This is a genomic window from Micromonospora sp. NPDC047740 (genome assembly GCF_043204735.1).
In the GTDB taxonomy this organism is placed as follows: domain Bacteria; phylum Actinomycetota; class Actinomycetes; order Mycobacteriales; family Micromonosporaceae; genus Micromonospora.
The window spans coordinates 1-22,878 of record NZ_JBIDCT010000039.1 but is presented as its reverse complement, the minus strand read 5'-3'; the positions used below and the strand labels follow the sequence as shown (position 1 = coordinate 22,878).

18 protein-coding genes are annotated in these 22,878 nt (G+C 71.0%); 9 read left to right on the top strand and 9 right to left on the bottom strand.

All coding sequences use genetic code 11. The features are described from left to right. From ACGF4F_RS36805 to ACGF4F_RS36780, 6 genes are all read right to left on the bottom strand, one after another. Positions 1–249, bottom strand: a 249-nt coding sequence (locus tag ACGF4F_RS36805) for an ATP-binding cassette domain-containing protein (protein WP_357447384.1), incomplete at its 3' end; no start/stop codon positions are given. Continuing rightward, complete coding sequence (locus tag ACGF4F_RS36800) at positions 246–1,310, bottom strand: ABC transporter ATP-binding protein (protein ID WP_393085033.1); 1,065 nt, start codon at positions 1,308–1,310, stop codon at positions 246–248. The genes ACGF4F_RS36805 and ACGF4F_RS36800, both read right to left, overlap by 4 nt. A gap of 14 nt (positions 1,311–1,324) precedes the next feature. After that, entirely contained in the window at positions 1,325–2,314 is a 990-nt protein-coding gene (locus tag ACGF4F_RS36795; protein WP_357447378.1) for an ABC transporter permease, read from the bottom strand. Positions 2,315–2,373: 59 nt separating this feature from the next. After that, a complete protein-coding gene (locus ACGF4F_RS36790; RefSeq protein ID WP_357447375.1) occupies positions 2,374–4,119 on the bottom strand; it encodes an ABC transporter substrate-binding protein in 1,746 nt (581 codons plus the stop codon). Positions 4,120–4,179: 60 nt separating this feature from the next. Continuing rightward, on the bottom strand, positions 4,180–5,211 hold the full coding sequence (locus tag ACGF4F_RS36785) for an ABC transporter permease (RefSeq protein ID WP_393085029.1): 1,032 nt from the start codon (positions 5,209–5,211) through the stop codon (positions 4,180–4,182). Positions 5,212–5,552: 341 nt separating this feature from the next. Continuing rightward, a complete protein-coding gene (locus ACGF4F_RS36780; RefSeq protein ID WP_357447369.1) occupies positions 5,553–6,161 on the bottom strand; it encodes a hypothetical protein in 609 nt (202 codons plus the stop codon). A 168-nt stretch (positions 6,162–6,329) separates the two neighbouring features. On the opposite strand from ACGF4F_RS36780, the gene ACGF4F_RS36775 reads away from it, so the two are divergent. The 3 genes from ACGF4F_RS36775 (at position 6,330) to ACGF4F_RS36765 (ending at position 7,960) form a co-directional block, all read left to right on the top strand. Then, positions 6,330–7,220 carry a pentapeptide repeat-containing protein gene (locus ACGF4F_RS36775; RefSeq protein ID WP_393085025.1) on the top strand — a complete coding sequence of 297 codons (891 nt, stop codon included), beginning with the start codon at positions 6,330–6,332 and terminating at the stop codon, positions 7,218–7,220. Between the two features lie 234 nt (positions 7,221–7,454). Continuing rightward, complete coding sequence (locus tag ACGF4F_RS36770; RefSeq protein WP_073834566.1) at positions 7,455–7,691, top strand: preprotein translocase YidC; 237 nt, start codon at positions 7,455–7,457, stop codon at positions 7,689–7,691. A gap of 41 nt (positions 7,692–7,732) precedes the next feature. After that, positions 7,733–7,960 (top strand): hypothetical protein, encoded by a 228-nt coding sequence (locus ACGF4F_RS36765; protein WP_357447365.1) that lies wholly within the window; start codon positions 7,733–7,735, stop codon positions 7,958–7,960. Here the strand turns inward: ACGF4F_RS36765 and ACGF4F_RS36760 are convergent. The 3 genes from ACGF4F_RS36760 to rnhA all read right to left on the bottom strand — a co-directional run bounded on the left by ACGF4F_RS36760 (position 7,909) and on the right by rnhA (position 9,965). Next, positions 7,909–8,166, bottom strand: coding sequence for a ferredoxin (locus tag ACGF4F_RS36760; protein ID WP_393085021.1), 258 nt, complete (start codon positions 8,164–8,166; stop codon positions 7,909–7,911). The genes ACGF4F_RS36765 and ACGF4F_RS36760 overlap by 52 nt on opposite strands. Positions 8,167–8,180: 14 nt before the next feature. After that, positions 8,181–9,404 carry a cytochrome P450 gene (locus ACGF4F_RS36755; protein ID WP_393085018.1) on the bottom strand — a complete coding sequence of 408 codons (1,224 nt, stop codon included), beginning with the start codon at positions 9,402–9,404 and terminating at the stop codon, positions 8,181–8,183. 84 nt (positions 9,405–9,488) lie between these two features. After that, positions 9,489–9,965: a ribonuclease HI gene (rnhA, locus tag ACGF4F_RS36750; protein ID WP_357447356.1), complete on the bottom strand. Its 477-nt coding sequence runs from the start codon at positions 9,963–9,965 to the stop codon at positions 9,489–9,491. Between the two features lie 108 nt (positions 9,966–10,073). Here rnhA and ACGF4F_RS36745 point away from each other — a divergent pair, with 108 nt between their 5' ends. The 6 genes from ACGF4F_RS36745 to ACGF4F_RS36720 all read left to right on the top strand — a co-directional run bounded on the left by ACGF4F_RS36745 (position 10,074) and on the right by ACGF4F_RS36720 (position 22,698). Continuing rightward, complete coding sequence (locus ACGF4F_RS36745) at positions 10,074–11,183, top strand: serine hydrolase domain-containing protein (RefSeq protein ID WP_393085014.1); 1,110 nt, start codon at positions 10,074–10,076, stop codon at positions 11,181–11,183. Positions 11,184–11,987: 804 nt separating this feature from the next. Continuing rightward, on the top strand, positions 11,988–14,498 hold the full coding sequence (locus ACGF4F_RS36740) for a glycosyltransferase (RefSeq protein ID WP_393085011.1): 2,511 nt from the start codon (positions 11,988–11,990) through the stop codon (positions 14,496–14,498). Beyond that, positions 14,495–16,162: a glycosyltransferase family 39 protein gene (locus ACGF4F_RS36735; RefSeq protein ID WP_393085008.1), complete on the top strand. Its 1,668-nt coding sequence runs from the start codon at positions 14,495–14,497 to the stop codon at positions 16,160–16,162. Before ACGF4F_RS36740 ends, ACGF4F_RS36735 begins: the two co-directional genes overlap by 4 nt. After that, positions 16,159–17,523 carry an alkaline phosphatase family protein gene (locus ACGF4F_RS36730; protein ID WP_357447344.1) on the top strand — a complete coding sequence of 455 codons (1,365 nt, stop codon included), beginning with the start codon at positions 16,159–16,161 and terminating at the stop codon, positions 17,521–17,523. The genes ACGF4F_RS36735 and ACGF4F_RS36730 overlap by 4 nt, the downstream gene beginning before the upstream one ends. Beyond that, complete coding sequence (locus ACGF4F_RS36725) at positions 17,520–19,796, top strand: hypothetical protein (protein WP_393085005.1); 2,277 nt, start codon at positions 17,520–17,522, stop codon at positions 19,794–19,796. The genes ACGF4F_RS36730 and ACGF4F_RS36725 overlap by 4 nt, the downstream gene beginning before the upstream one ends. A 61-nt stretch (positions 19,797–19,857) precedes the next feature. Continuing rightward, on the top strand, positions 19,858–22,698 hold the full coding sequence (locus ACGF4F_RS36720) for a DNRLRE domain-containing protein (protein ID WP_393085002.1): 2,841 nt from the start codon (positions 19,858–19,860) through the stop codon (positions 22,696–22,698). Positions 22,699–22,878: the final 180 nt, after the last annotated feature.

Sequence of the window (22,878 nt, the reverse complement as noted above, 5' to 3'; positions counted from 1 at the left end):
CAGCAGCCGGACCAGCATCCGCCCGGTGGTGGTCTTGCCGCAGCCCGATTCCCCGACCAGGCCCAACGTCTCCCCCGGCCGGACGTCGAAGTCCACGCCGTCCACCGCCCGTACGAGCGCGCGGCTGCCGAGGGCACCCCGGACGGGGAAGTGCTTGGTCAGGCCGCGCACCCGCAGCAGCGCCTCGGGTGCGCGCGGCTCGGGTTCGCCGACGATGGCGGCCGGCAGCCGGCCGTTGACCGTGCTCATCTCGCCACCCCCACCTGGGCGATCTCGTCGCGGTAGATGCGTTGCCGGGCGGCCTCCGGCAGGTGGCAGGCGACCAAATGCCCCCGCTCGACCACCTGGCGCAACTCCGGCACGTCGGTGCGTGACCGGTCGCCGTTGCGGTCGGCGTAACGGCAGCGCGGGTGGAAGGCGCACCCCGAGGGCAGGTTGATCAGCGAGGGCGGGTTGCCCTTGATCGGCACTAGGTCCGCGTCCGCGTCACCGTGCAACGACGGCACACTCGACAACAACCCCCACGTGTACGGATGCTGCGGCCGCCGCAACACCTGCTCCACACTCCCGTGCTCGACCGCCCGCCCCCCGTACATCACCAACACGTCATCGGCGACCTGCGACACCACACCCAGATCGTGGGTGATCAGGATGATCGCCGACTGGAACTCCTGCTGAAGGTCTTCGAGGAGGTCCAGGATCTGCGCCTGCACCGTCACATCCAACGCCGTCGTCGGCTCATCGGCGATCAACAGATCCGGATCGTTCACCAACGCCATCGCGATCATCGCCCGCTGCCGCATCCCACCCGAGAACTCGTGCGGATACTGGTCGAACCGCTTCCCCGGCTGCGGAATCCCCACCCGACCCAACATGTCCACCGCCCGGCCGCGGGCCTCCCGCTTCCCCGCCCTCGGATGATGCACCCGATACGCCTCAGCGATCTGCCTACCCACCGTGTAGTACGGATGCAGGGCCGACAACGGATCCTGGAAGATCATCGCCATGTCCCGGCCCCGCAGCCGCCGCACCTCCTCCTCCGCCAGCCCCACCAACTGACGGCCACCCACGGAGATCTCCCCGCTGATCGTGGTGCGCTTGGCGTTATGCAGACCGAGGATGGCCAACGAGGTGACACTCTTGCCCGAACCCGACTCCCCCACAATGCCGAGGGTGCGACCCCGCTCCACCGAGAACGACACCCCATCCACGGCACGAACCACGCCGTCCTCGGTGTCAAACCGCACCCGCAGGTCCGACACCCGCAGATAGGGACCCTCGCCCGAGCGGGGCGCCGGTAGCTTCACCATCTCGATCCCTCCGTTCAGTTCAGCCGGACCCGCGGGTCGATGACCGCGTAGAGCACGTCGACCACGATGTTGGCGACCACGATGAACACCGCCGCCAGCAGCACGGTCGCCATGACCACCGGCAGGTTGAGGAACTGCACCGCCTCCACGGTCGCCTTGCCCAGCCCCTGCAGACCGAAGATGGTCTCGGTGATGAACGTCCCGCCGAGGCTGGTGCCGATGTCCAGGCCGGCGATGGTGACGATGGGCGTGATCGCGGCCCGCAGCGCGTGCCGGGTGTGCACCTGCCGCGTGGAGAGCCCCTTGGCCCGGGCGGTCCGCACGAAGTCCTCCGACAGCGTCTCCAGCATCTGCGCTCGGGACAGCCGGGCGTACAGCGCCGAGTTGAGGAAGCCGAGCGTCATCCAGGGCAGCAGCAGGCCCACCGCCCACCGGGCTGGGTTCTCGGTCAACGGGGTGTAGCTGGGGAACGGCAGCAGCCCGGTGGCGTACACCAGCAGGTAGAGCAGGATCAGCCCGAAGAAGTAGACCTGCATGGACGCCCCGGCCAGGGTGATGCCGATCGCGGCCCGGTCGAAGACCGTTCCGCGGCGCAGCGCCGACACCATGCCCAGCGAGACGCCCAACGCCAGCCAGAGCACCGCGCCACCGAAGACGATGCTGAAGGTGACCGGGAGGCGCTGGGTGATGATCTCCGTGACCGGCTGATTGTTGCGGAACGAGTAGCCCAGGCAGGGTGCCGGGCAGTCCTGCCGGAAGTCCCCCGAGCCGTACGTGCGGCCGACGAAGACCCCCTTGACGAAGTCCGCGTACTGGCGGGGCAACGGCTGGTCGATGCCGAGCCGCTGCTCGACCTGGGCGATGTCCTCGGTGGTGCAGTTCTTGCCGCACATCACCTTGGCCGGACTGCTCGGCACCGCGAAGAAGAGACCGAAGGTGACCAGGCTGATGACCGCGAGGGTCACCGCGGCGACGAGGAGCCGCCGGAGGACGAAACGGAACACGGGAACACCTCCCCGGTGGACGGTGGGGGCGGCCCGGACGAGGGCCGCCCCCACGGCGGTCACTGCTTCACGTAGATGCCGTTGAGCGAGATGATCCCGAAGGCGTCGCTGAGGAAGGCGTTGCCGACCTTCGACCCGTGCAGCTCGTAGGCGGCGTCGTAGTAGCAGGGCACGACCGGGACGTACTCCCGCATGATCTTCTCGTCCAGGGCCATCCACCCGGCGTCCTGCTCGGCGGCGGGCAGGTTACGGACCCGGTCGACCTCGGCGCTGATCGACGGCTCGTTGAGGTACGAGACGTTGTTGTTCCCCTCGGCGACGATCTCCCGCCCGTCGTACACCGGCGGGATGACGGTCGAGCCGGTCGGCCAGTCCGAGCCCCAGCCGCTGATGTAGAGGTCGTACGGGTTGTTCTTGCGGCCGATCTCGTCGTAGTAGCTGCTGCTCTCGATGGGCTTCATCACGATGTCGAAGCCCATGTCGGTGAGGTTCTTCCGGATCGCCTCGGCCTGCTGGGTCCGCAGCTCCGTGTTGGAGTGGGCGAAGACCAGCTTCGGGCGCTTGCCGGCGAGCAACTCGGTGACCTTGGCCTTGTCGCCGGTGACCGGGGCGTTGAAGACGTCGTACTTCTTCCAGCCGGCCGTGGTCGGCGACATCAGCGTGGTGGCCGGGGAGCCCGCCGCCTGCCCACCGATCGCCTTGAGCGCGGCGTCCTTGTCCACGGCGTAGTTCAGCGCCTTGCGGACGTTCAGGTCGGTGACCCGCTGGGTGTTGATGTTCAGCACCCAGGTGTACTGGGTCGGGCCCTTGACGACCCGCTCGACGACGCCGGCCGTGGTGGTTCGGGGCAGTACGGCCGGCGGCACGTCGGTCCAGCTCAGCGCGGCCTGGTCGGCTGCGGCGTCGGCGACGAGCCGCTCGGCGATCTGCGCCTGCTCCAGGCCGAAGGTGATCCGGATGGCGTCCGGGTACGCGTTGCGGATGGGGTCGGTCTTCGGGTCCCAGTTCGGGTTGCGCTCCAGTTCCAGCGCCACGTCCCGCTGGTACGACTTGACCTTGTACGGCCCGGAGGAGAAGGGCCGCAGGTCGTAGTTGGCTCGGGTGTCCTTGGCGGCGGGCACGGGCGCGCTGGTGGGCAGCGCGGCCGCGTACGGCAGGTCGCAGTGGGCCTCCGGGAAGGTGAACCGGATGGTCCGGTCGTCGGGCGTCTCGATGCCGTCCGGCGCCGGCTTGCCGCCGTCGTACGGCCCCTGGTACTTCGCGTTGTACGCCCCACCCGGGTATAGCCACTGCTGGATGTAGTGCGGCCCCTCGTTGAGGTTGGACGCGAACGAGCGGGCGATGCCGTAGGCCACGTCCTTACTGGTCACCGGGGAGCCGTCCTCGTACTTCACCCCCTCCCGCAGAGTGAACTCCCACACCTTGCAGTCCTTGTTGACGTCCTTACCCGGATCAGTGGCGAGGTCGCCGACGAGCAGCAGCTTGCCGGTGCCGTCCTCCTTGTAGCCGTTGAGCGCCCGGTAGAGGAGCCCGCCGGTGACCTGCTGCACGTTGACGTAGTTACGGGCCGGGTCGAGGTGCTCGAAGTCGGAGTTCTGCATGATGGTGAGGGTGCCGCCGCGGGCGGCCCCGTCGACCGCCTTCGCCGGGCCCTGGTTGTCGGCGGGCTCGTAGGAGACCGAGCCGGTCTGGGTCTTCGTCTTGCCGTCGCCGCCACCACCGCTCTCGGTGGTCGGGCTGCAACCGGCGGCGACGAGCGCCGCGGCGAGGACACCGGTGGTCAGTGTCCGGGTTCGTGCTCGCACGGTGTGCTCCCTTCCCGCCCGGCGGCCCCCGCCGGCCGGGCGTGCTTGATGGCCGGGGGGTTACCGGGTCGACCGGGGATCCAGCGAGTCGCGCAGGGCGTCACCGAAGAGGTTGAACGCCAGGACCAGCAGGAAGATCGTCAATCCGGGGAACAGGGTGTACCAGGGGTCGCTGGCCACGTAGCCGATGCTGTTGTAGATCATCCGGCCGAGGTCAGGCGTGGGTTCGGTGACGCCGATGTTGACGAAGGCCAGGGCGGCCTCGATGGCGATGAACTGCGGCACGTTCAGCGAGACCGTGACCAGGATCGGGGCCCAGATGTTCGGCAGCAGTTGCCGGAACAGGATGTGTCCGGTGCCGGCGCCGGCGGCCCGGGCGGCCTCGACGAACTCTCGCTCGCGCAGGGAGATCACCTGACCGCGGACCAGCCGGGCCGTGTACGTCCAGCTGAACAGGCCGAAGGTGGCGATGATCAGGGCGACCCGGAAGGCCGGCGGCGGCGCCTCCCGCTCGGTGTAGAAGCGGTCCTGCAGGATCGGGATCACCGCCAGGGCGAAAATGAGGAACGGGAACGCCAGCGTGAGGTCGACCAGCCAGTTGATGACGCTGTCCAGCCAGCCGCGCGCCCACCCGGCCACCACACCCACCGTCACCCCGATGACCGACGCCAGCAGGGCCGAGGCGAAGGCGATGAACAATGACGTCCGCAGTCCGTACACCAACTGGAGCAGGATGTCCCGACCGCTGCCCGGTTCGAGTCCGAGCCAGTGTTCGGAGCTGATGCCGCCGGCGTAGCCGATCGGCATTCCGAAATCGTTGAGCCGATCCACGAACTTGTCTGTCGGGTCCATTCCGGTGAGCCAGCCGAGCAGTGGCGCGCAGAAGGCGACGAGGGCGGCGACGACCAGCGTCAGGGCGCTGAGCCGGGCGGTCCGGTCCCGCTTGAGCCGCAGCCAGGCGAGCTGGTTCGGCGACCGGCCGACAATCTCCCGCCGGCCGGCCTGGGCCGGGGATTCGGTTTCGACGGCGACGTCCGGGGCGGCCGGGTCTCCGGGCGCGGTCAACGACGGTGGGTGGGACATGTCGCTCATGAGGAGCCCTCCCGACGGCGACGAAAACGTCCTGCCACCCGACGGTAAACCGCTGGGGAACGGCGAATTGAATCGTTACGGTAACGGCCGGATCGGTTGTCGGACATTGACAACGATCTGATTTACGGAATGACTCGGTGCAATAACGGACCGATTTGGTTGTCATCCGTTCGGCCATCTTCCCAGCAGTTTCCGAATACGTTGCGGCGGGCGCGCCTTCCGGTTGTCACCCGTTCGGACATTCCCCGGCTTCCCCCACCCCGACTCCGCGACCGCCAGCCAGTTCGCCGGCAGCGTCGCCTGCGACCTCGACGGCCTGGGGAACCCGGGCGCCGCCCGGCTCAGCGGCCGAGCGAGATGGAGGCCCGGTTGATGTAGCCGACCTGGACGGCGAAGGCCGCCAGCGCCACCACCACGCCGACCGCGATCGCCAGGCCGGGTGCGGCGCCGGACAGGCCGCTCAGCAGGGTGGCGCCGAGCCCGATCAACAGCGCGTTGACCGCGCCGACCAACGCGGCCGCGGTGAGCAGCATGTGCCGGCGGCCGGGCCGGCTGCCCACTGCCGCCCACTCCGCCCGCGTGCCGCCACCCTGGGTCAGGGCGTCGGCGAAGAAGTCCTGGTCGTCGGCGAACCGCCGGTGGTACCAGGCGCGGATGCGCTGGATCCGCTGCAGGTCCACCTCGTTCTCCACCATGCTCTGCACCAGCCGGGCGAAGGTCAGCAGCCCGGTGATGACCAGGGTCGGCAGCACGGCGCCGAGGTACGGCCGCACCAGGTGCCCGCTGCTGGAGACGAAGCCCAGCCCGATCAGCGCGGCCGAGAGCATCGACATGAAGATCGTGGCCCGGCCAACCGACTCGGTTATGGTGGCGCTGCGGGAGGTCTGGAGCACGAAGTGCTCGGTGGTGACTGCGGTGAGCAGGGCCTGCTCCCGCGCCTGCTCGTCCATCCCCGCCGCCTCCTTCGTCACTCCACGATACGAAGCAACGCCGCATCCCGGGGCAGAACGGGCAGGGTGTCGCCCCGCCCGCCGTCCAGCCACGGCCAAGGCGGGACAATGGCATCCGGATGCGGCGGCGGTGGCCGGTGGTGGCGAGACGATGGGAGGCCGGGCAGGGTGTCCGAGGCGGCGGAACGGCAAGCGGTGGCGAGTGGGGGGCGGGAGCTGCAGGCCGACTGTGCCCGGTGCTTCGGAATCTGCTGCGTCGCGCCCGCGTTCGCCGCCTCCGCCGACTTCGCCATCGACAAGCCAGCCGGCCAGCCCTGCCCGAACCTGCGCCCCGACTCCCGCTGCGGCATCCACCGCGACCTGCGGCAGCGGGGTTTCCCGGGCTGCACGGTCTTCGACTGCTTCGGCGCGGGCCAGCACGTGGCGCAGGGGACCTTCGGTGGGCGGGACTGGCGGGCGGACCCGGCGAGCGCCCGACGGATGTTCGACACCTTCGCGGTGATGCGACCGCTGCACGAGCTGCTCTGGTATCTCACCGAGGCCCTGGCGCTGACCCCGGCCGGCCCCCTGCGGGACGACCTGGCGGCTGCTCTGGCCGAAACCGGGCGGCTCACCGACGGCACACCGGACGAGCTGCTCGCGCTGGACGTCGACGCCCAGCGGGACCGGGTCAACCAGCTGCTGTCCCGGGCCGGCGCGCAGGCCCGGGCCGGGCGGGAGGGCGTGGACCGGCGCGGGGCGGTGCTGATCGGGGCGGACCTGCGCCGGGCCGGGCTGTCCGGGGCGAACCTGCGCGGGGCCTGCCTCATCGGCGCGGACCTGCGGGGCGTGGACCTCGGCGCGGCCGACCTGACCGGGGCGGACCTGCGCGGTGCCGACCTGCGCGGCACCGACCTCGGGCGCTGTCTCTTCGTGCACCAGTCGCAGCTCGAGGCGGCCCGCGGCGACCAGCGGACCGTCCTGCCGCCCCGCCTGCGCCGGCCCGCGCACTGGTCGCTGGCGGTCACCCCGGTCCAGCCCTCGCGCGGGCGGCCCGGCTCCGCACGCCGCCGGCGCTGACCGACTCCGGATGCGGCATCCCGGGCCGTCCCACCGCGCGGACCCCGCGCCCTGCCGCACACCGAGTGGATCACGCGGGACGTCGGAACTGCTCGCCCCGGACACGGCGTTCGCCCTGCGCCGAGGGGAGCCGGCCGGGCGGTGCCGCACGTTTCGGGGCGCCGGAGCGGGGTAGCCGGAGTCGGCGTCACCTCGGGCGACGCGGGTGACGCGGCACCGACGGGAGGCGGACGGGTGAAGTATCGGGTACGCCAGGGCGAGCAGCCGGTCGATCCGGCGCACGCCGAGGACGAGGCCGGTCAGGCCCGGCTGGTCCAGGTCGACGCGGACACGGACGTACCGGCGCCGGAGCCGGGCACACCGAAGCCGGACGTGGTCACCGAGGACGACGGCTCCGGCGTGGCCGGCGGGTCGTCGGGCACCAGCGCCGGCGGCTCGTCGATGCCGACGCACCCGGATGCGCCCCGCTGACCGGGGCGTTTACCCACGAGCGACGCGGGCAGGAGTTCGACATGACGAGTGAGCATTTCGGCCGCGCGCCCACGGACGAACCGGACGGCGCCACCGCGTACGAGGCGTCGCTGCGACCGCCGGGCGAATCCCTGCACACCACCGACGACACCGGCGACGACTTCGCCGACCTGCCGGCCGAGGATCGACGCTCCGCCCGGGAGACGAGCCGGGCGGGCTACGACGTCGACCAGGTCTCGGGCACCGGCGAGCTGCCGAACGTGGAGTGATCCGGCCGGGACGGCGGGTCGAGGCTGATCGCGCCGGACGGGCAGAGGTCGACGGCCCGCCGGACCCGGTCGGCCGCGTCCGGCGCGGGCTCGGCGCGGCGGAGCACCACGAGGCCGTCGTCATCGTCCTGGTCGAAGACCTCCGGCGCGGTCACCACGCAGTTGCCCGACCCGCAGCAGCGGTCCCGGTCCACTCGTATCCGCACGGCCGCCGCCTCGGTCACCAGGTCACCGGCAGCGCGTCGAGGCCGAAGACAACCGAGGTGTCCCGGGTCGGCAGCCGCCCGGCCTCCGTGGCGGGGCGCAGCCGGGGGAACCGTCGGGCCAGTTCCACCAGGGCGACCCGCAGTTCCGCCCGCGCAAGGGGCTGGCCGATGCACTGGTGCACGCCGAACCCGAACGCCAGATGCTGCTGCGCCTGCCGGTACGGGTCGAACTCGTCGGCCGCGTCGAAGACCCCCGGGTCCCGGTTGGCCAGGGAGAGCACCCCGATCGCGCCCTCCCCCGCCCGGATGAGCTGCCCGCCGATCTCGACGTCCTGCACGGCGAGCCGGGGCAGGCCGGTACGCACGATGCTCAGGTAGCGCAGCAGTTCGTCGACCAGACCGTCGGCGTGCCCGGGGTCGTCGCGCAGGGCGGCGTACCGGGCGGGGTGGCGGAGCAGCAGCAGAGTGCTCAGCCCGATCATGTTGGCGGTGGTCTCGTGGCCGGCGATGAGCAGCAGCACCGCCATGCCGACCAACTCGTCGACGGCGAGCTCGCCGGTGTCGACCCGGTCCCGGGCCAGGCGGCTGAGCAGGTCGTCGGTGCGGTCCCCGGCCGCCGCCTTCGTCTCCACCAGCCGGTGCAGGTAGTCGCGCAGCTCCCGCACGTGCAGCTGGACCCGGTCCGGTGGCGCGTCGCGGTCGATCAGGGTCCGGCTGCGTTCCTGGAAGAAGTCGTGGTCAGCGTACGGGACGCCGAGCAGGTGGCAGATCACCATCGAGGGCACCGGCAGGGCGAAGTGCGCCACCAGGTCGGCGGGCGGGCCGGCGTCGCGCAGCCCGTCCAGGGCCCGGTCGACGGTCTGCTGGATCAGCGGCTCGATCCGCCGCACATTCTTGATCATGAACTCTGCGGTGAGCATCCGGCGCAGCCGGGAGTGCTCGCGTCCGTCCATCCGGATGAAGCCGCCCCGCCGGTCGCTGGGCGTGCCGGGGGCCACCCGGCGCAGCAGCGGGAAGCCCGGTCGGCTGAGGTCGGCACTGAAGCCGGGGTGGCGCAGCAGTTGCCGGACGTCGGCGTGCCGGGTGACCAGCCAGGCGGTCGTGTCGGTGGGGAGCCGGACCCGGGTGACCGGCCCGGAGAAGCGCTGCCGCTCCGCCGCGTCGAGCGGGACGAGCGGGTCGCGGTCGAGGTTGATCGGCGGCCACAGGGGCAGGTCGGTGAGCGGCGCAACGGTCACGCGGACACCTCCGGGGGCGACTGTCCGTCACTGCATCGATCCGCCACGTTACTCATCGACGGGGTTCGACACAACCCGTCGGCGTCAGCGGGCGGCGACCGCCTCCGCCCGCGCCTCGGCCATGCCGCGGTTGGCCAACGCGTCGGCCCGCTCGTTCTCCGGGTGTCCGTTGTGGCCCTTCACCCACAGCCAGGTCACGTCGTGCCGGGCGCAGGCGGCCTCCAACCGCTGCCACAGGTCGGCGTTCTTCACCGGTTGCTTCGCCGCGGTCAGCCAGCCGTTGCGCTTCCACGAGGCGAGCCAGCCGGTGATGCCGTTGCGGACGTACGTGCTGTCGGTGTGCAGGCGCACGGTGACCGGTCGGGTCAGGCTCTCCAGCGCCTGGATGGCGGCGGTCAGCTCCATCCGGTTGTTCGTCGTCGGCGTCGCCTCGCCGCCGCACAGCTCGCGCTCGTGGTCGCCCCAGCGCAGCACGACACCCCAGCCGCCGGGGCCGGGATTGCCACTGCACGCCCCGTCGGTCCAGATCTCCACGACCCTGCCGCTCACGTCGTCCGCCATGCCGGCAACCTACCCGGTACGGCCGCCGACGCGAGCATCCGACCCGGCCGAGCCGGGTCCCGGAAAAGCCCGCGACACCCGCCCGACGGCCTGGCAGGGTGACCGGTCGTGGACGGACGCTGGGACGGCCTGCGGGCCGCGGTACGCACGACGATCGACGAGCTGGTCACCTCCGGCCGGGAGGTCGGGGTGCAGGTGGCCGCCTACCTGGACGGCGAGCCGATCGTGCAGGAGCAGGCCGGCCTGGCCGACCCCACCACCGGGCGACCGATGACCGCCGACACCCCGATCCACGCGGTCTCGACCGGCAAGGGGCTCACCGCCACCGTGGTGCACGTGCTGGCCGAGCGCGGGCTGCTCGACTACGACCTGCGCATCGCCGACGTGTGGCCGGAGTTCGCCCGGCGGGGCAAGGACGGAATCACCCTGCGGCACGCGCTCACCCACACCGCCGGGCTGCCCACGCTGCCGGCCGACACCACCCCGGAGGACTTCACCGACTGGGACCGGATGTGTGCGGTGATCGCCGACGCCGAGCCGCTGTGGGCGCCGGGCGCGCGGCTGGCGTACCACGCCTGGACGTTCGGCTGGATCGTCGGCGAGGTGGTCCGGCGGGTCACCGGCCGGCCGATCTCGCAGGTGCTCGCCGAGGAGGTGGCCGGCCCACTCGGCGTGGCCGGGGAGCTGTTCCTCGGGGTGCCGGAGGCGGACCTGCCCCGGCTGGCCCGGCTGGAGGACGCTGGCCTGACCGCGATGATCGCGTACGCGAGCGCGCACCTGCCGAACTTCGACGCGGTGGCTCCGCCCGGCGTCCGACCCGACGCGACCATCGGCAGCCGCCCCGACGTGCTGCGCGCCGACGTGCCGGCGGTCGGCACGATGAGCGCCCGCGCGGTCGCCCGGATGCACGCGGCCCTGCTCGGCCCGGTCGACGGCGTACGGCTGATCTCACCGGAGCGCCTGGCGGAGGTGTCGGCGGTGGCGGCCCGCGGCGAGGACTGGGTGTTCGGGCAGGAAGTGACCTTCGGCCTCGGGTACGCGGTCGACGGCGACGGGTCGTTCGGCACGGCCGGCAGCGGCGGGAGCCTGGCGTTCGCGTACCCCGCGTTGGGGCTGACGGTCGCGGCGGTGCGAAACCGACTCGGGGCGGGCGACGGCGACCCGATGGAGGGCCTGCGGACGCTCGTGCGCGACGCGGTGGTCGCCGGATCCGCCTGAGCGGACCGGGCCGCGAACGGCCCGGCAGCGCCGGATGCGTCCGGTGTGGTGGCTGACCTCTCGCCGTGGACGAGATGCCGCCCGGTCTTGCCGCCCGACCCGACGCACCCGTTCGGCGGCCCGTCCGGTCGGCCGCTCGGCTGCCTGGGCTGACCGGACGAGGTGGTCCGGCCCGCCGGTCAGGTGCCCGGATCGCACAAGCGGTCCGGCCGGCAATGGTCTGCTCAGTCATCGCGGCCGGCGGCGAACCGGTAGACCCCCCACGCCGTTCGGAGAAATCCTCGAAGGACCCGGTGGATGCCGGCAGATACTTTACGAAGCAAAGACTCAACCGAACAGCCACAGCGCCGTCACCCGAAACAATTCCTGACCATTGCAGGCGGTAAAGACAGACGATCACGTCGTCGGCCACTGATCTGTTCGCGTGGACTGCCATCCGCCGTTCCTCAAAAGGCTTTCCGGCCTACTCGGAGCCGGCTGCGGCATCCTTCCGCCGTCTCCACCGAGCGATCACTCAGTGCAACGTGAGGGTTGCCTAGCCGTACTTGGCGCAGTCAGGAGCGGTGGCACAGCGACCGGAGCGCCGGGTGAACTCCTGTCACCTTCACGACTGTTTGCCTGTTAGACACCTCGCGTTTGCCATCCGTAATCTCAGGCCAACCCGCGGACATCCCTCAACGCCCACGGTGCCAGGGCGGGAACAGATCCCGCCCGGCGCAATTTCGGACTGGCTTCCGTCGCTGTTTCCGAGCCGGATTTCCGGCGGCTCGTCACTGCCCGGAAGCGCAACTGATGGAGGGTCGAATGACCGAAGTCGCACAGGCGCCTTCGACCGGCAAGGACGACGAAGAGGCAGGGAGCCCGGGCGGCGATCTCCGGCGACGCCAGAAGCGGCGCACCCCGGACCTCGCACCGCAGGACCTGCACTCGCCCGCAGCCGATCAGCAGGTACGGCTAAGCGTTGTCGTGCCGACCCGCAACGAGGCGGAGAACATCCCCGCGCTGCTGTCCAGGCTGGGACCGGCCCTCGCACCACTGCCTGCGGAGATCATCGTCGTCGACGACAGCGACGACGACACTGTGGACGTCCTGACCCGGCACGCAGCCGAGGCTTCGGTCGCCGTACGCCTGCTGCACCGGCCGCCGCACGCGCGTAGCGGCGGGCTGGGCGGCGCCGTGCTGCTCGGCGCGCGGCACGCCCGCGGCGAGTGGGTCCTGGTGATGGACGCGGACCTGCAGCACCCGCCGGAATCGGCCGGCAGGCTGGCGGCCGTCGCGATGCGGCACGACGTGGACCTGGTGATTGGCACCCGCTACGCCGGCGAGGGCTCCCACGAAGGCCTCGACGGCATGGCCCGTGAAGTGACCTCGTCGTGGGCCACCCGCCTGGCGAAGAGCCTGTTCCCGCGCCGGCTGACCACCGTCAGCGATCCGATGAGCGGGCTGTTCGCCTTCCGCCGGGCGGCCGTCGACCTGGACCGGGTGAACCCCATCGGCTTCAAAGTCCTGCTCGAACTGCTCGTCCGCCACCCCGGCGCCCGGGTCGCCGAGGTCGCGTACGAGATGGCGCCCCGGCACGCCGGCCGTTCCAAGGCGTCGCTGCGGGAGGGGCTGACCTTCCTGCGGCACCTGTGGCGGCTGCGCAGCCAGCGACTGATCGGCCAGATGCGGGAACGCCCAGCCGCCGCCCGCGACCGGCTGCAGGAGCTGACCAGGATGATCGCCTTTGGACTGGTCGGTCTGTCCGGGATGGTGGTCAACACCGCCGCGTTGTGGTTCTTCTACGAGCCGGCCAAGCTGCACCACCTGCTCGGCGCCACGCTGGCGACCCAGCTGTCGACTGCGTGGAACTTCGCCCTCATCGACGCCCTCATCTACCGGCGTCACCGGCAGGGCTCCCGGACCGGCCGGGCCGCACGCTTCTTCCTGCTGAACAATGCGCTGCTGCTGTTGCGCCTACCGGCGTTGCAGGCCCTCGTCTGGGCCGGCTTCGGAATCCTGACGGCGAACGCCCTGACGCTGGTCGCGCTCTTCCTCGTCCGGTTCCTGATCAACGATCGGGTCATCTACGCCCCGGGCGGCGTCGGCCGGCGGGATCCGGTGCGCATGCTCGTCAACCTGAAGGCCCCCGAGGCCGTCGCCACCCCCTCCCGCAAGCGGTACCAGTACCTGAAGTACCGGTACGACGTGGCCGGGGTGGTCACCATCGGATCTCAGATCATGCTGCCGGAGCTGGAGTTCTTCCGCGCCCAGTGGGTCGCGGACTCGGACGTCGACATCGCGGTGCGGGTCAGCGACGTGGGCGGCCGAGGGCCGCGGCGCCGGGCCGCGATGACCGAGTACGCCAACGAGTCGGTCCTGCGCTACGAGGAGCACCTGGGTCGGCTGGGCGCGAACTTCCGGATCCGACTCGGGTCGCCGATCGACATCCAGGTCGGTCCGCTGCTCGCCCGTTCGCCGCACGTGGTCTACACCAACATCGTCGAAGCGCTGCTGCGGTTCGTGCTGGTGTCGCGGGGCCACATGCTCCTGCACTCGGCGTGCGTCAGCCTGAACGGCGTCGGGGTGATGCTCTCCGCCCTCACCGACACGGGCAAGACGGCCACCGTGCTGCGCCTGCTACGCGACCACGGCGGGCTCTTCCTCTCCGACGACATGACCCTGGTCAACGCCGACGGCGTCGCGACGTGCTTCCCCAAGCCGCTGACCATCAGCGCCCACACCTTGCGTGCCGTGCAGGCCAGGGACCTCACCCCGGCCGAGTGGCGCCGCCTGCAGTTCCAGAGCCGGCTGCACTCCAAGGGGGGCCGCTCGCTGGCGCTGACCCTGAGCAGGTTCAACGTGCCGATCATGGGCATCAACGCCCTCACCCAGCGGCTCGTCCCGCCGCCGAAGTACAGCGTCGATCGGCTTGTTCCCTGCCGCATCGGCACCAGCACCAGGGTGGAGGAGCTGTTCATCATCGAGCGCGGCACGCCCCGGATCGGCGACCTCGGCAAGGACGAGACGCTGGAGCGGATGATCCAGAACACCGACGACGCGTACGGGTTCCCGCCGTTCCGCTACCTGGCACCGGCGATCACCATCAACGGGCAGGGGTACGCGCAGCTGCGGGAGCGGGAGCGGGAGATCCTGACCGGCTTCCTGTCCCACGTCCGCAGTCGGGTGGTCGCCTCGGACCGGTTCGGCTGGGCCGACGAGATCCCGCGTCTGCTGCATGCCGAACGGGGAGACCTGCCGACCGAGCCACAGGTGGTCCTGCCGGCCTGGCCGCGGTGGAGCGGGGCGCCGGCCCCGAGCGGAGCTCGTGCGTGAGCGCTACCCGATCTCCGGTCGAGGAGGTGGAGCACGACCGTCTCGCGACGACGGTCGTGCTCCACCCCGTCAAGCTTTCCGCGCCCGGCGCGACGTCCCGGGCTGCGGACGGCGGCGAGGGACGCGGGTGGCGCCGGTGGGCGGTGCCGGGCGCCCTCGTCGCCATCGCGGCGCTGGCGTTGTTCCTGCGGGTATGGAAGCTGAACGCGCTCGGCTTCAACAGCGACGAGGCCGTCTACGCCGGACAGGCCGCCTCGCTGGCCGGGAACCCGAACTACGCGCCGTTCTTTCCGGTCTTCCGCGCTCATCCGATGCTCTTCCAGACCATCCTGTCGCCGTTCTTCCGCACCGGCGAGGTGGACCTGGCCGGGCGGCTGGTCGTGGCGGTGCTGGGCATGGTGACGGTGCTGGCCGTCCACCTGCTGGGCGCCCGGCTCTACGGTCGGCGCGTCGGGCTGATCGCGGCGCTGCTCGTCGCCGTCATGCCGTACCACGTGGTCGTCACCCGCCAGGTGCTCCTCGACGGGCCGATGGTCCTGTTCGCGACGCTCACCCTGTACTGCCTGGTGCGGTTCGTGCAAGGCCAGCAGGTGCTCTGGTACGTCGCGACCGGCGCCATGTTGGGCGTGACGATGTTGACGAAGGAGACGAGCATCGTCCTGGCCGGTGGCGTCTACGCGTTCCTGGCGCTGACCCCGATGGTGCGCCGGCCGGTGCGGATGTCGTTGCTGGCCCTCACCGCGACGGTGGCGGTCTTCCTGACCCACCCGGTCTCGCAGGCGCTGGCCGGGCGCAGCCAGACCGGCAAGAGCTATCTGGTGTGGCAGCTGTTCCGGCGGCCCAACCACTCGATGGGGTTCTACCTGGAGACGGTGCCGCCCGCGATGGGGCTGCTCGTGGTGGCGGCGGCCGTCGGCGGCCTCTGGTGGCTGCGCCGGCACCGCTCCTGGCGGGAGACCCTGCTGCTGTCGTGGATCGCCGCACCGGTGGTGTTCTTTCAGCTGTGGCCGGTCAAGGGCTTCCAGTACCTGCTGCCCGCCGCGGCGCCCGTCGCGGTACTGGCCGCGCGGGCGCTGGCCCAGCTGCCGGTGCCGGAGCTGGTCCGCCGTCTGCTCCACCGAGTCCACCGTTCGGCGAGCGCTGAGCCGGCGCGCACGGTACGGGCGGTGCGGACCGCGGTGATCGCCGTGGTCGCCCTGAGCTTGCTCGTACCCGGCCTGAACGCGGTCAACCGGGCCGACAACTCCACCTTCCTCGCCGGGTCCGGTGGGGTGCCGGGCGGCCGGGAGGCCGGCCGGTGGCTCGCCGCGAACACCCCGGAGGGGTCGGTGGTGCTCACCCTCGGCCCGTCGATGGCCAACATCATCCAGTACTACGGCCACCGCCGCAGCTACGGCCTGTCGGTCAGCCCGAACCCGTTGCGGCGCAACCCGTCGTACGAGCCACTGCCCAACCCCGACTGGTGGCTGCGCCACAACGACCTGCAGTACGTCGTCTGGGATTCGTTCTCCGCCGGGCGCTCGGCGTTCTTCTCCGAGCGGCTCATGGTCCTGATCCGCCGCTACCACGGCCGCGTCGTGCACACCGAGTACGTCGACAGGACCGACTCCACCGGGGCCCGCATCCCCGTCCCGGTGATCATCATCTACGAGGTGCGTCCGTGACCGACTCTGCTCACCCGCGCCGCCGGCACGCCGGTCGGCTGTTGATCCGCGCGCTGCTGGCCGCCGGCCTGCTGGCGCTCGCCGGCCCGGCCACGGCGGCGCACGCCGCGCCCCCGGCGCACCCCACCACCCCGATCGACCACTTCGTCTTCCTGATGCAGGAGAACCACACCTTCGACAACTACTTCGGCACCCGGCCCGGGGTCGACGGCATCCCTCCGGGCACCTGCATGCCGGTGCGCCGCGGCCAGGCCGAACCCTGCGTCAAGCCGTTCCACCTCGGGGAGCTGGGCAGCCTCGACCTCGACCACACCGCCGAGGCCTTCCGAGTGCAGTACAACAACGGCCGGATGGACGGCTTCGTCGAGGGCGTGAGCACGCAGGGCAAGGACGGCAAGCTCGCGATGGCCTACTACGACGACCGCGACCTGCCGTACTACTGGAACATCGCCGACGAATACGTGCTGTTCGACCGCTTCTTCAGCTCGTCCAACTCGGGCAGCATTCGCAACCACATGTTCCGGGTGACCGGCGGCCCGGGCGCCACCGGAGCCTCGGAGTCCATCCCGGCGAACGGGTGGGGCGACATCCCGACCATCTTCGACCGGTTGGAGGCCGCCGGGATCAGCTGGAAGTTCTACGTGGAGAACTACGACCCCACCATCACGTTCCGGTCCCGGACCAGCGAGGAGGACATCGACCGGGGGGCGCAGGTGATCTGGGTGCCGCTGCTCGCCTACGCGCGCTATGTCGACGATCCCCGACTGTTCGGCAAGATTGTGGACCTGGACGAGTACTACGACGACGCCGCCAAGGGCCAACTGCCCGCCGTCTCCTTCATCGCCCCGGCCGGTGACAGCGAACATCCGCCCGGCAGTATCCGGGCCGGTCAGAACCTCGTCCGGACGCTGCTGACCCAGCTGATGCGCTCACCCAACTGGAACTCGTCGGCGTTCCTGTGGTCGTACGACGACTGGGGCGGCTGGTACGACCACGTGGCGCCCCCGCAGATCGACCGGTACGGCTACGGCTTCCGGGTGCCCGCCCTGCTGGTCAGCCCCTACGCCAGACGCGGGTACGTGGACTCCACCACGCTCGACTTCACCTCCGCCCTGAAGTTCATCGAGGTCAACTGGCGGCTGAAGCCGCTGGCCGACCGGGACCGCAACGCGAACACGTTCCTCGACGCCTTCGACTTCGACCGACCACCACGGCCGGCGGTCTTCCTCAGCACCGAACGCACACCCCCGGTGGTGAACAGACCGAACCCGGTGCCGGTGTACACCGCGTACGCCGTCACGGGCAGTTTGGTGACGGCGCTGGTCGGCGTCGCGGCGCTTCGGCGGCGGCGATGGACATGACCCGCAAAATCGTGCCGGCGGCCCTGCTGTCGCTGGTCGCGGCCGTGCTGGCGGTGGTCGTACTGCCCGCCGCCGCGAGTGCGCGACCCGCGTCGACAAGGCCGGGAAAGCTGCACCTGCAGACGGTGCCGCCGCTCGGGGGCGTGGTGGTGAAGGTGGACGGGCAGATGGCCCGGTCCGACGCCAAGGGTCGGATCCAGGTACGCGTGCGCGACTTCGTCGACCTCGAAAAGCGGCTCGTCGTTCCGGAGACCCTGATCAGCCCGGATCGCAAGGTCGTCTTCGACCGCTTCCGCGGCAACGTCGACGCCGGCGGGCGCGGCAAGGTCGTGGAACTCGGCCTGCGTACCTCCCGGCTGGTCTCGTGGAGCTTCATCGACCGCTTCGGCAGGGCCGTGCCGCCCGACCGGGTCACCGCCATGCGACTGCGCAGCAACACCGGTGAGATACACGACCTGAGCGGCCCCGAACTGGCCCAGCCGCGCTGGGTCGCCGAGAGCCGCACCCAGCAGGGCCCGCAGGGGTTGGCCTCCAAGCAGCTCTACTACGTGGTCGACAGCGCGATGGTCGACGGCACCTCCGTGGTCAACCGCGCCGGACAGAAGTTCGTGCCCTGGGAGCAGCAGGCGTGGGTGGTGCAGTTGCTCTTCTTCCGGGTCTCGTTCACGGCGACGGACATGTTCTTCACCCGCCAGGTCGGCGACGGCATCGAGCTGACCCGCGCCGACGGCGACGTCGAGCGGCTGCCGTTCGGCCGGGACGGCACGGCGCTGGTGCCCGACCTGCCGCGCGGCACCTACACGATCACTGTCTTCGGCGGCGGCGTGTCGTTCGGGCGTCCGGTCAGCATCAGCAAGGACCAGGTGGTGTCCCTCACCGTGATCAGCGGCGCCGATCTGGCCCTGGTGACGCTCGCGGTGCTGGTCGTCGCGGTGGGCCTGGTGCTGCTCGGACGGCCGCATCTGCTCACCCGGCTACGCCGCGCCGGGACAGCCGGGAAGCGGGACGGCCCGCGACCGCGACCGAAGCACCGCCGGCGGTTGCCGACGCGGCGGGCATTCAACCGCCCGCCGCACGCCCCGGCCGACGAGGACCGCCCGCCGGCAGCGGTGGGGGGCGGAATCGCACTGCTGCTGCTGGTCGCCGCGCTGGCCGGCGCGCTGCTGCCGGCCGGCGCCGCCCGCGCCGACGTCGGTCACCGGCGGGCCGACCCGTCCTCGGCGACGGCTCCCGTGCCGGTGCTCGCCTACTACTACATCTGGTTCAACCCGACGTCCTGGAACCGGGCGAAGATCGACTATCCCCTGCTCGGGCGCTACTCCAGTGACGACGTCGAGATCATGCGACGGCACGTACGGATGGCGAAGTCCGCCGGCATCAACGGCTTCCTGGTGTCGTGGAAACACACGCCGCAACTCGACGAGCGCCTGGCCAAGCTGGTCGAGGTGGCCCGGGAGGAGAACTTCCACCTGGGCATCGTGTACCAGGGGCTCGACTTCGCCCGTACCCCGCTGGCCTTCGACACCGTCCGCACCGACCTGTCGTTCTTCGCGACCCGCTACGCCACCGACCCGGTGTTCGACATCTTCGGCCGGCCGGTGGTGGTGTGGACCGGCAGCGACCGCTTCACCCCGGCGCAGATCCAGACCACCGTCGGCGGCGTACGCGGGAAGCTGCTGGTCCTCGGCAACGCCAAGAGTCTCGAGGACGTCGAGTCGAGTCAGGGCGTGCTCGACGGCCAGGCCTACTACTGGTCATCCGTGGACCCGGTGGCCGGTGCCAGCGGACGCAAGCTGGCGGAGATGTCCCGGGCGGTGCACCAGCGGGGCGGGTTGTGGATCGCCCCGGTGACCCCCGGCTTCGACGCCCGCCTGGTCGGGGGCAAGCGGGAGGTGCCGCGCCGCGAGGGCGACACGCTGCGGGCCTCCTTCGCCGCGGCCCGCCTGTCTCAACCCGACGCGATTGGGGTGATCAGCTGGAACGAGTTCAGCGAGAACACCCACATCGAGCCGAGCGAGCGGTTCGGCGCGGCCGACATCAACGTGCTGGCCGACCTGCTCGGCGTGCGCGTCGACGTGGACGTACCGGTGGACAGCAGCGAGCCGGGCGGCCCTCACCGGGGGCTGAGCGCGTGGGGCGCGCTGCTGGTCACGGGCGCGGCGGTGGTGCTGCTGCCGCTCGGCGTGCTCCTCCAGCGACGTCGCTCCCCCACCGCCGCCCGCCGGGGCCGGCCGACCGGCGCCGACCCGCCCGGCGGCCCCACCGACCTCTGACGATCATCCGCTCCTGGGGAGGCGCGGCGGTTACCGCACTCACAAGCTGGAGGTCCACCCAATGAAGCCGCGCAGAGCGACCCGGTCGTCCGCCGGGTCCACAGTCGTCGCCGTGTTCATGGCCGCCGGACTGACCCTGATCCTGAGCGGTCGCGCGGAGAGCGCCTCCCCCACGTGCCACGCGTCCACCGCGCCTAGCGGGGCCTACACGGTGCTGGTCTGCCTCACCCAACCGTCGAGCGGCAGCGCGCTCGTGGGCGACACCACGGTCACGGCGACCGTCAACGTGACGGCCGGCACCAGCCCCGGCGTCGGCAAGACGGAATGGTCCCTGGACGGCCAGTACCTGCTGACGGACTTCCAGTCGCCGCACCAGTTCACCCTCTCCTCCGCCGACTTCGCCGATGGCGCACACACGATCGGCGTCGCGGCGAAGATGCGCGACGGTTACGCCACCCCGGAGACGGCCATCACCGTCACCTTCGCCAACGGCAACGTCACCCCTCCAGAAAACACCCGGCAGTGGTCCGTCCCGCCCATCCGCGCCCGCGGCCCGCAGGAACCCTTCGTCGTGGCCGCCGTTGGCGACGGCGCCGGCGGCGAGACCAACGCGGTGAACGTCACCAATGCGCTCGTCGGATGGAACCCGGACCTGTTTCTGTACCTGGGCGACGTGTACGAGGACGGCACCCTGACGGAGTTCAAGAACTGGTACGGCGGCCCCACCGCCTTCTTCGGCCGGCTACGCGACGTCACCACCCCCGTCGTCGGGAACCACGAGTACACCGGCAACCGGGCGGACGGTTACTTCAATTTCTGGGACAACATCCCGCACTACTACAGCTACGACGCCAACGGCTGGCACTTCGTCGCCATCGACTCGACCAGCAACTACAACAAGGTCGCGCCCGGCTCACCGCAGTACGAGTGGCTGGTGGCGGACCTCGCCGCCAACCGCAGCCCGTGCACGATGGTGTTCTGGCACCATCCCCTCTTCAGCGTCGGCTCTGAGGACCCGGCGCCGCGGATGCAGGCCATGTGGGACCTCATGGCCGCCCAGCACGTCACCATGCTCGTCACCGCCCACGACCACAACTACCAGCGCTGGACGCCGATGGGCGCGGGTGGCGTGCCCGCCGCCGACGGCATCGTCGAGCTCGTGGTGGGCGGCGGCGGCCACTCCAGTCAGGGCTTCCTGAGCTCCGACGCACGGGTGGTCAAGACCAACAAGAGCTACGGCGCGATGCGCATGGACCTCTACGGCAACCGCGCCGAACTGCACTACCACGCGGCCGGCGCCACCGGCACGACCCTGGTCGACTCGTCGACCATCTCCTGCAAGGGCACGGACCGGCTCGCCCCGACCGCACCCGGCGAGCTGACCGCGATCGTCGACCCCACCCCGTCGGTGAGCCTCGCCTGGACCCCGGCCACCGACACGTACGGCGTCACCGGCTACCGCGTCTACCGCGACGGCACCGCGGTGGCCGACCTGCCGGCGACCGCGACCGCCTGGACGGACACCTCCGTTGCCGGAGCGACCCGGTACGAGTACACGCTCGACGCCGCAGACGCGGCCGGCAACCGGTCGGTGCGCAGCCTGCCGGTCGCCGTGACCACCCTCGGCCCCGACACCACGCCCCCGTCCGTTCCGGGCGGCCTCGTCGCCACCGCGTCCCCGGATGCGGTGACGCTCGCCTGGTCGCCGTCGAGCGACAACGTCGGCGTCACGGGGTACGAGGTGCTCCGTGACGGCACGGTGGTGGCGACCGTGCCGGCCACGACGTACGCCGACAGCGCCGTGCCGCCGGACGAATCGCACGTCTGGACCGTGCGGGCGGTGGACGCAGCCGGCAACGTCAGTGTTGCTGCCAACCCGGTCACCGCGGTTCGCGACACACTGCCACCCTCCGCCCCGCCGAACCTCCGGGTCACCGGCGTGACACCCGGCGCGGTCGGCCTCGCCTGGGATGCGTCGACGGACAACATCGGGGTCGCGCGGTACCGGGTGTTCCGCGACGGCACCCTGCTCGCGGAAACCTCCTCGGGCCAGACGTTCCTCGACGACACGGTCGGCAACACCCGCACCTCGTACACGTACCACGTCACGGCGGCCGACGCCGCGGGGAACGCCTCCGCACCAGGTAACACGGTGACCGTGACCACCGCGGACGGCAGCCCACCCACGGTGCCCACCAAACTGCAGGCCGCAGCGGCCGGCCCCAACCAGGTGCTGCTGTCGTGGGAGCCCGCGACCGACGACTTCGGCGTGGCCGGGTACACGGTGTACCGCAACGGAACCGTCCTCGGGACCACCACAGGCTCGACCTTCACCGACAGCACCGCCCTGTCGGAAAGTTCGTACACGTACGGGGTCTCCGCCTTCGACGCGTCCGGAAACTCCTCCGGTCCGAGTACGCCCGCCATCGTCACCACACCGGCGGCCACGCCCATCGCGGCGGTGGCGGACACCTACGTCAAGGCGTCCAGCCCCACGAGCAGATACGGAAGCACGTCGGTCGTGCGGGTGGACGGAGATCCGGTCACCAACGCGTACCTGAAGTTCACCGTGTCCGGGCAGACCGGCGCGGTCCTGCGCGCCCGCCTGAAGGTCTGGGTCGCCGCCGGGTCGTCCAGCGGCTTCGTGGTCCGCCCGGTCGCCGACTCCACCTGGTCGGAGTCGTTGACGAACTGGGACAACGCACCCACCATCGGCGACACGTCGATCGCCGCCAGCGGTCGGACCACCAGCGCCACCTGGGTGACCCTCGACGTCACGCCCCTGGTCAGCGGGACCGGTACCTTCACCGTTGGCATGACCTCCAGCGGCGCCTCGTCGAGCAGCTACGGCAGCCGCGAGTCCAGCACCCCACCGCAGTTGCTGCTGGACATGACGTCTTGACATCCTCCCGGCCCTGAAGGGGCCGGGATTCCCACGGTTGCCCGTGAGGTTTCCTGTTTCATTGCCGACTGCCTTTCCGGGAGGATTTTCCTTGAGGTCTTCTGTCAGCTCCGCAGGCGTTTTACCTCTCCGCCAGCCCGGCGGCGAGGATGTTCTTGGCAGCGTTGATGTCCCGGTCGT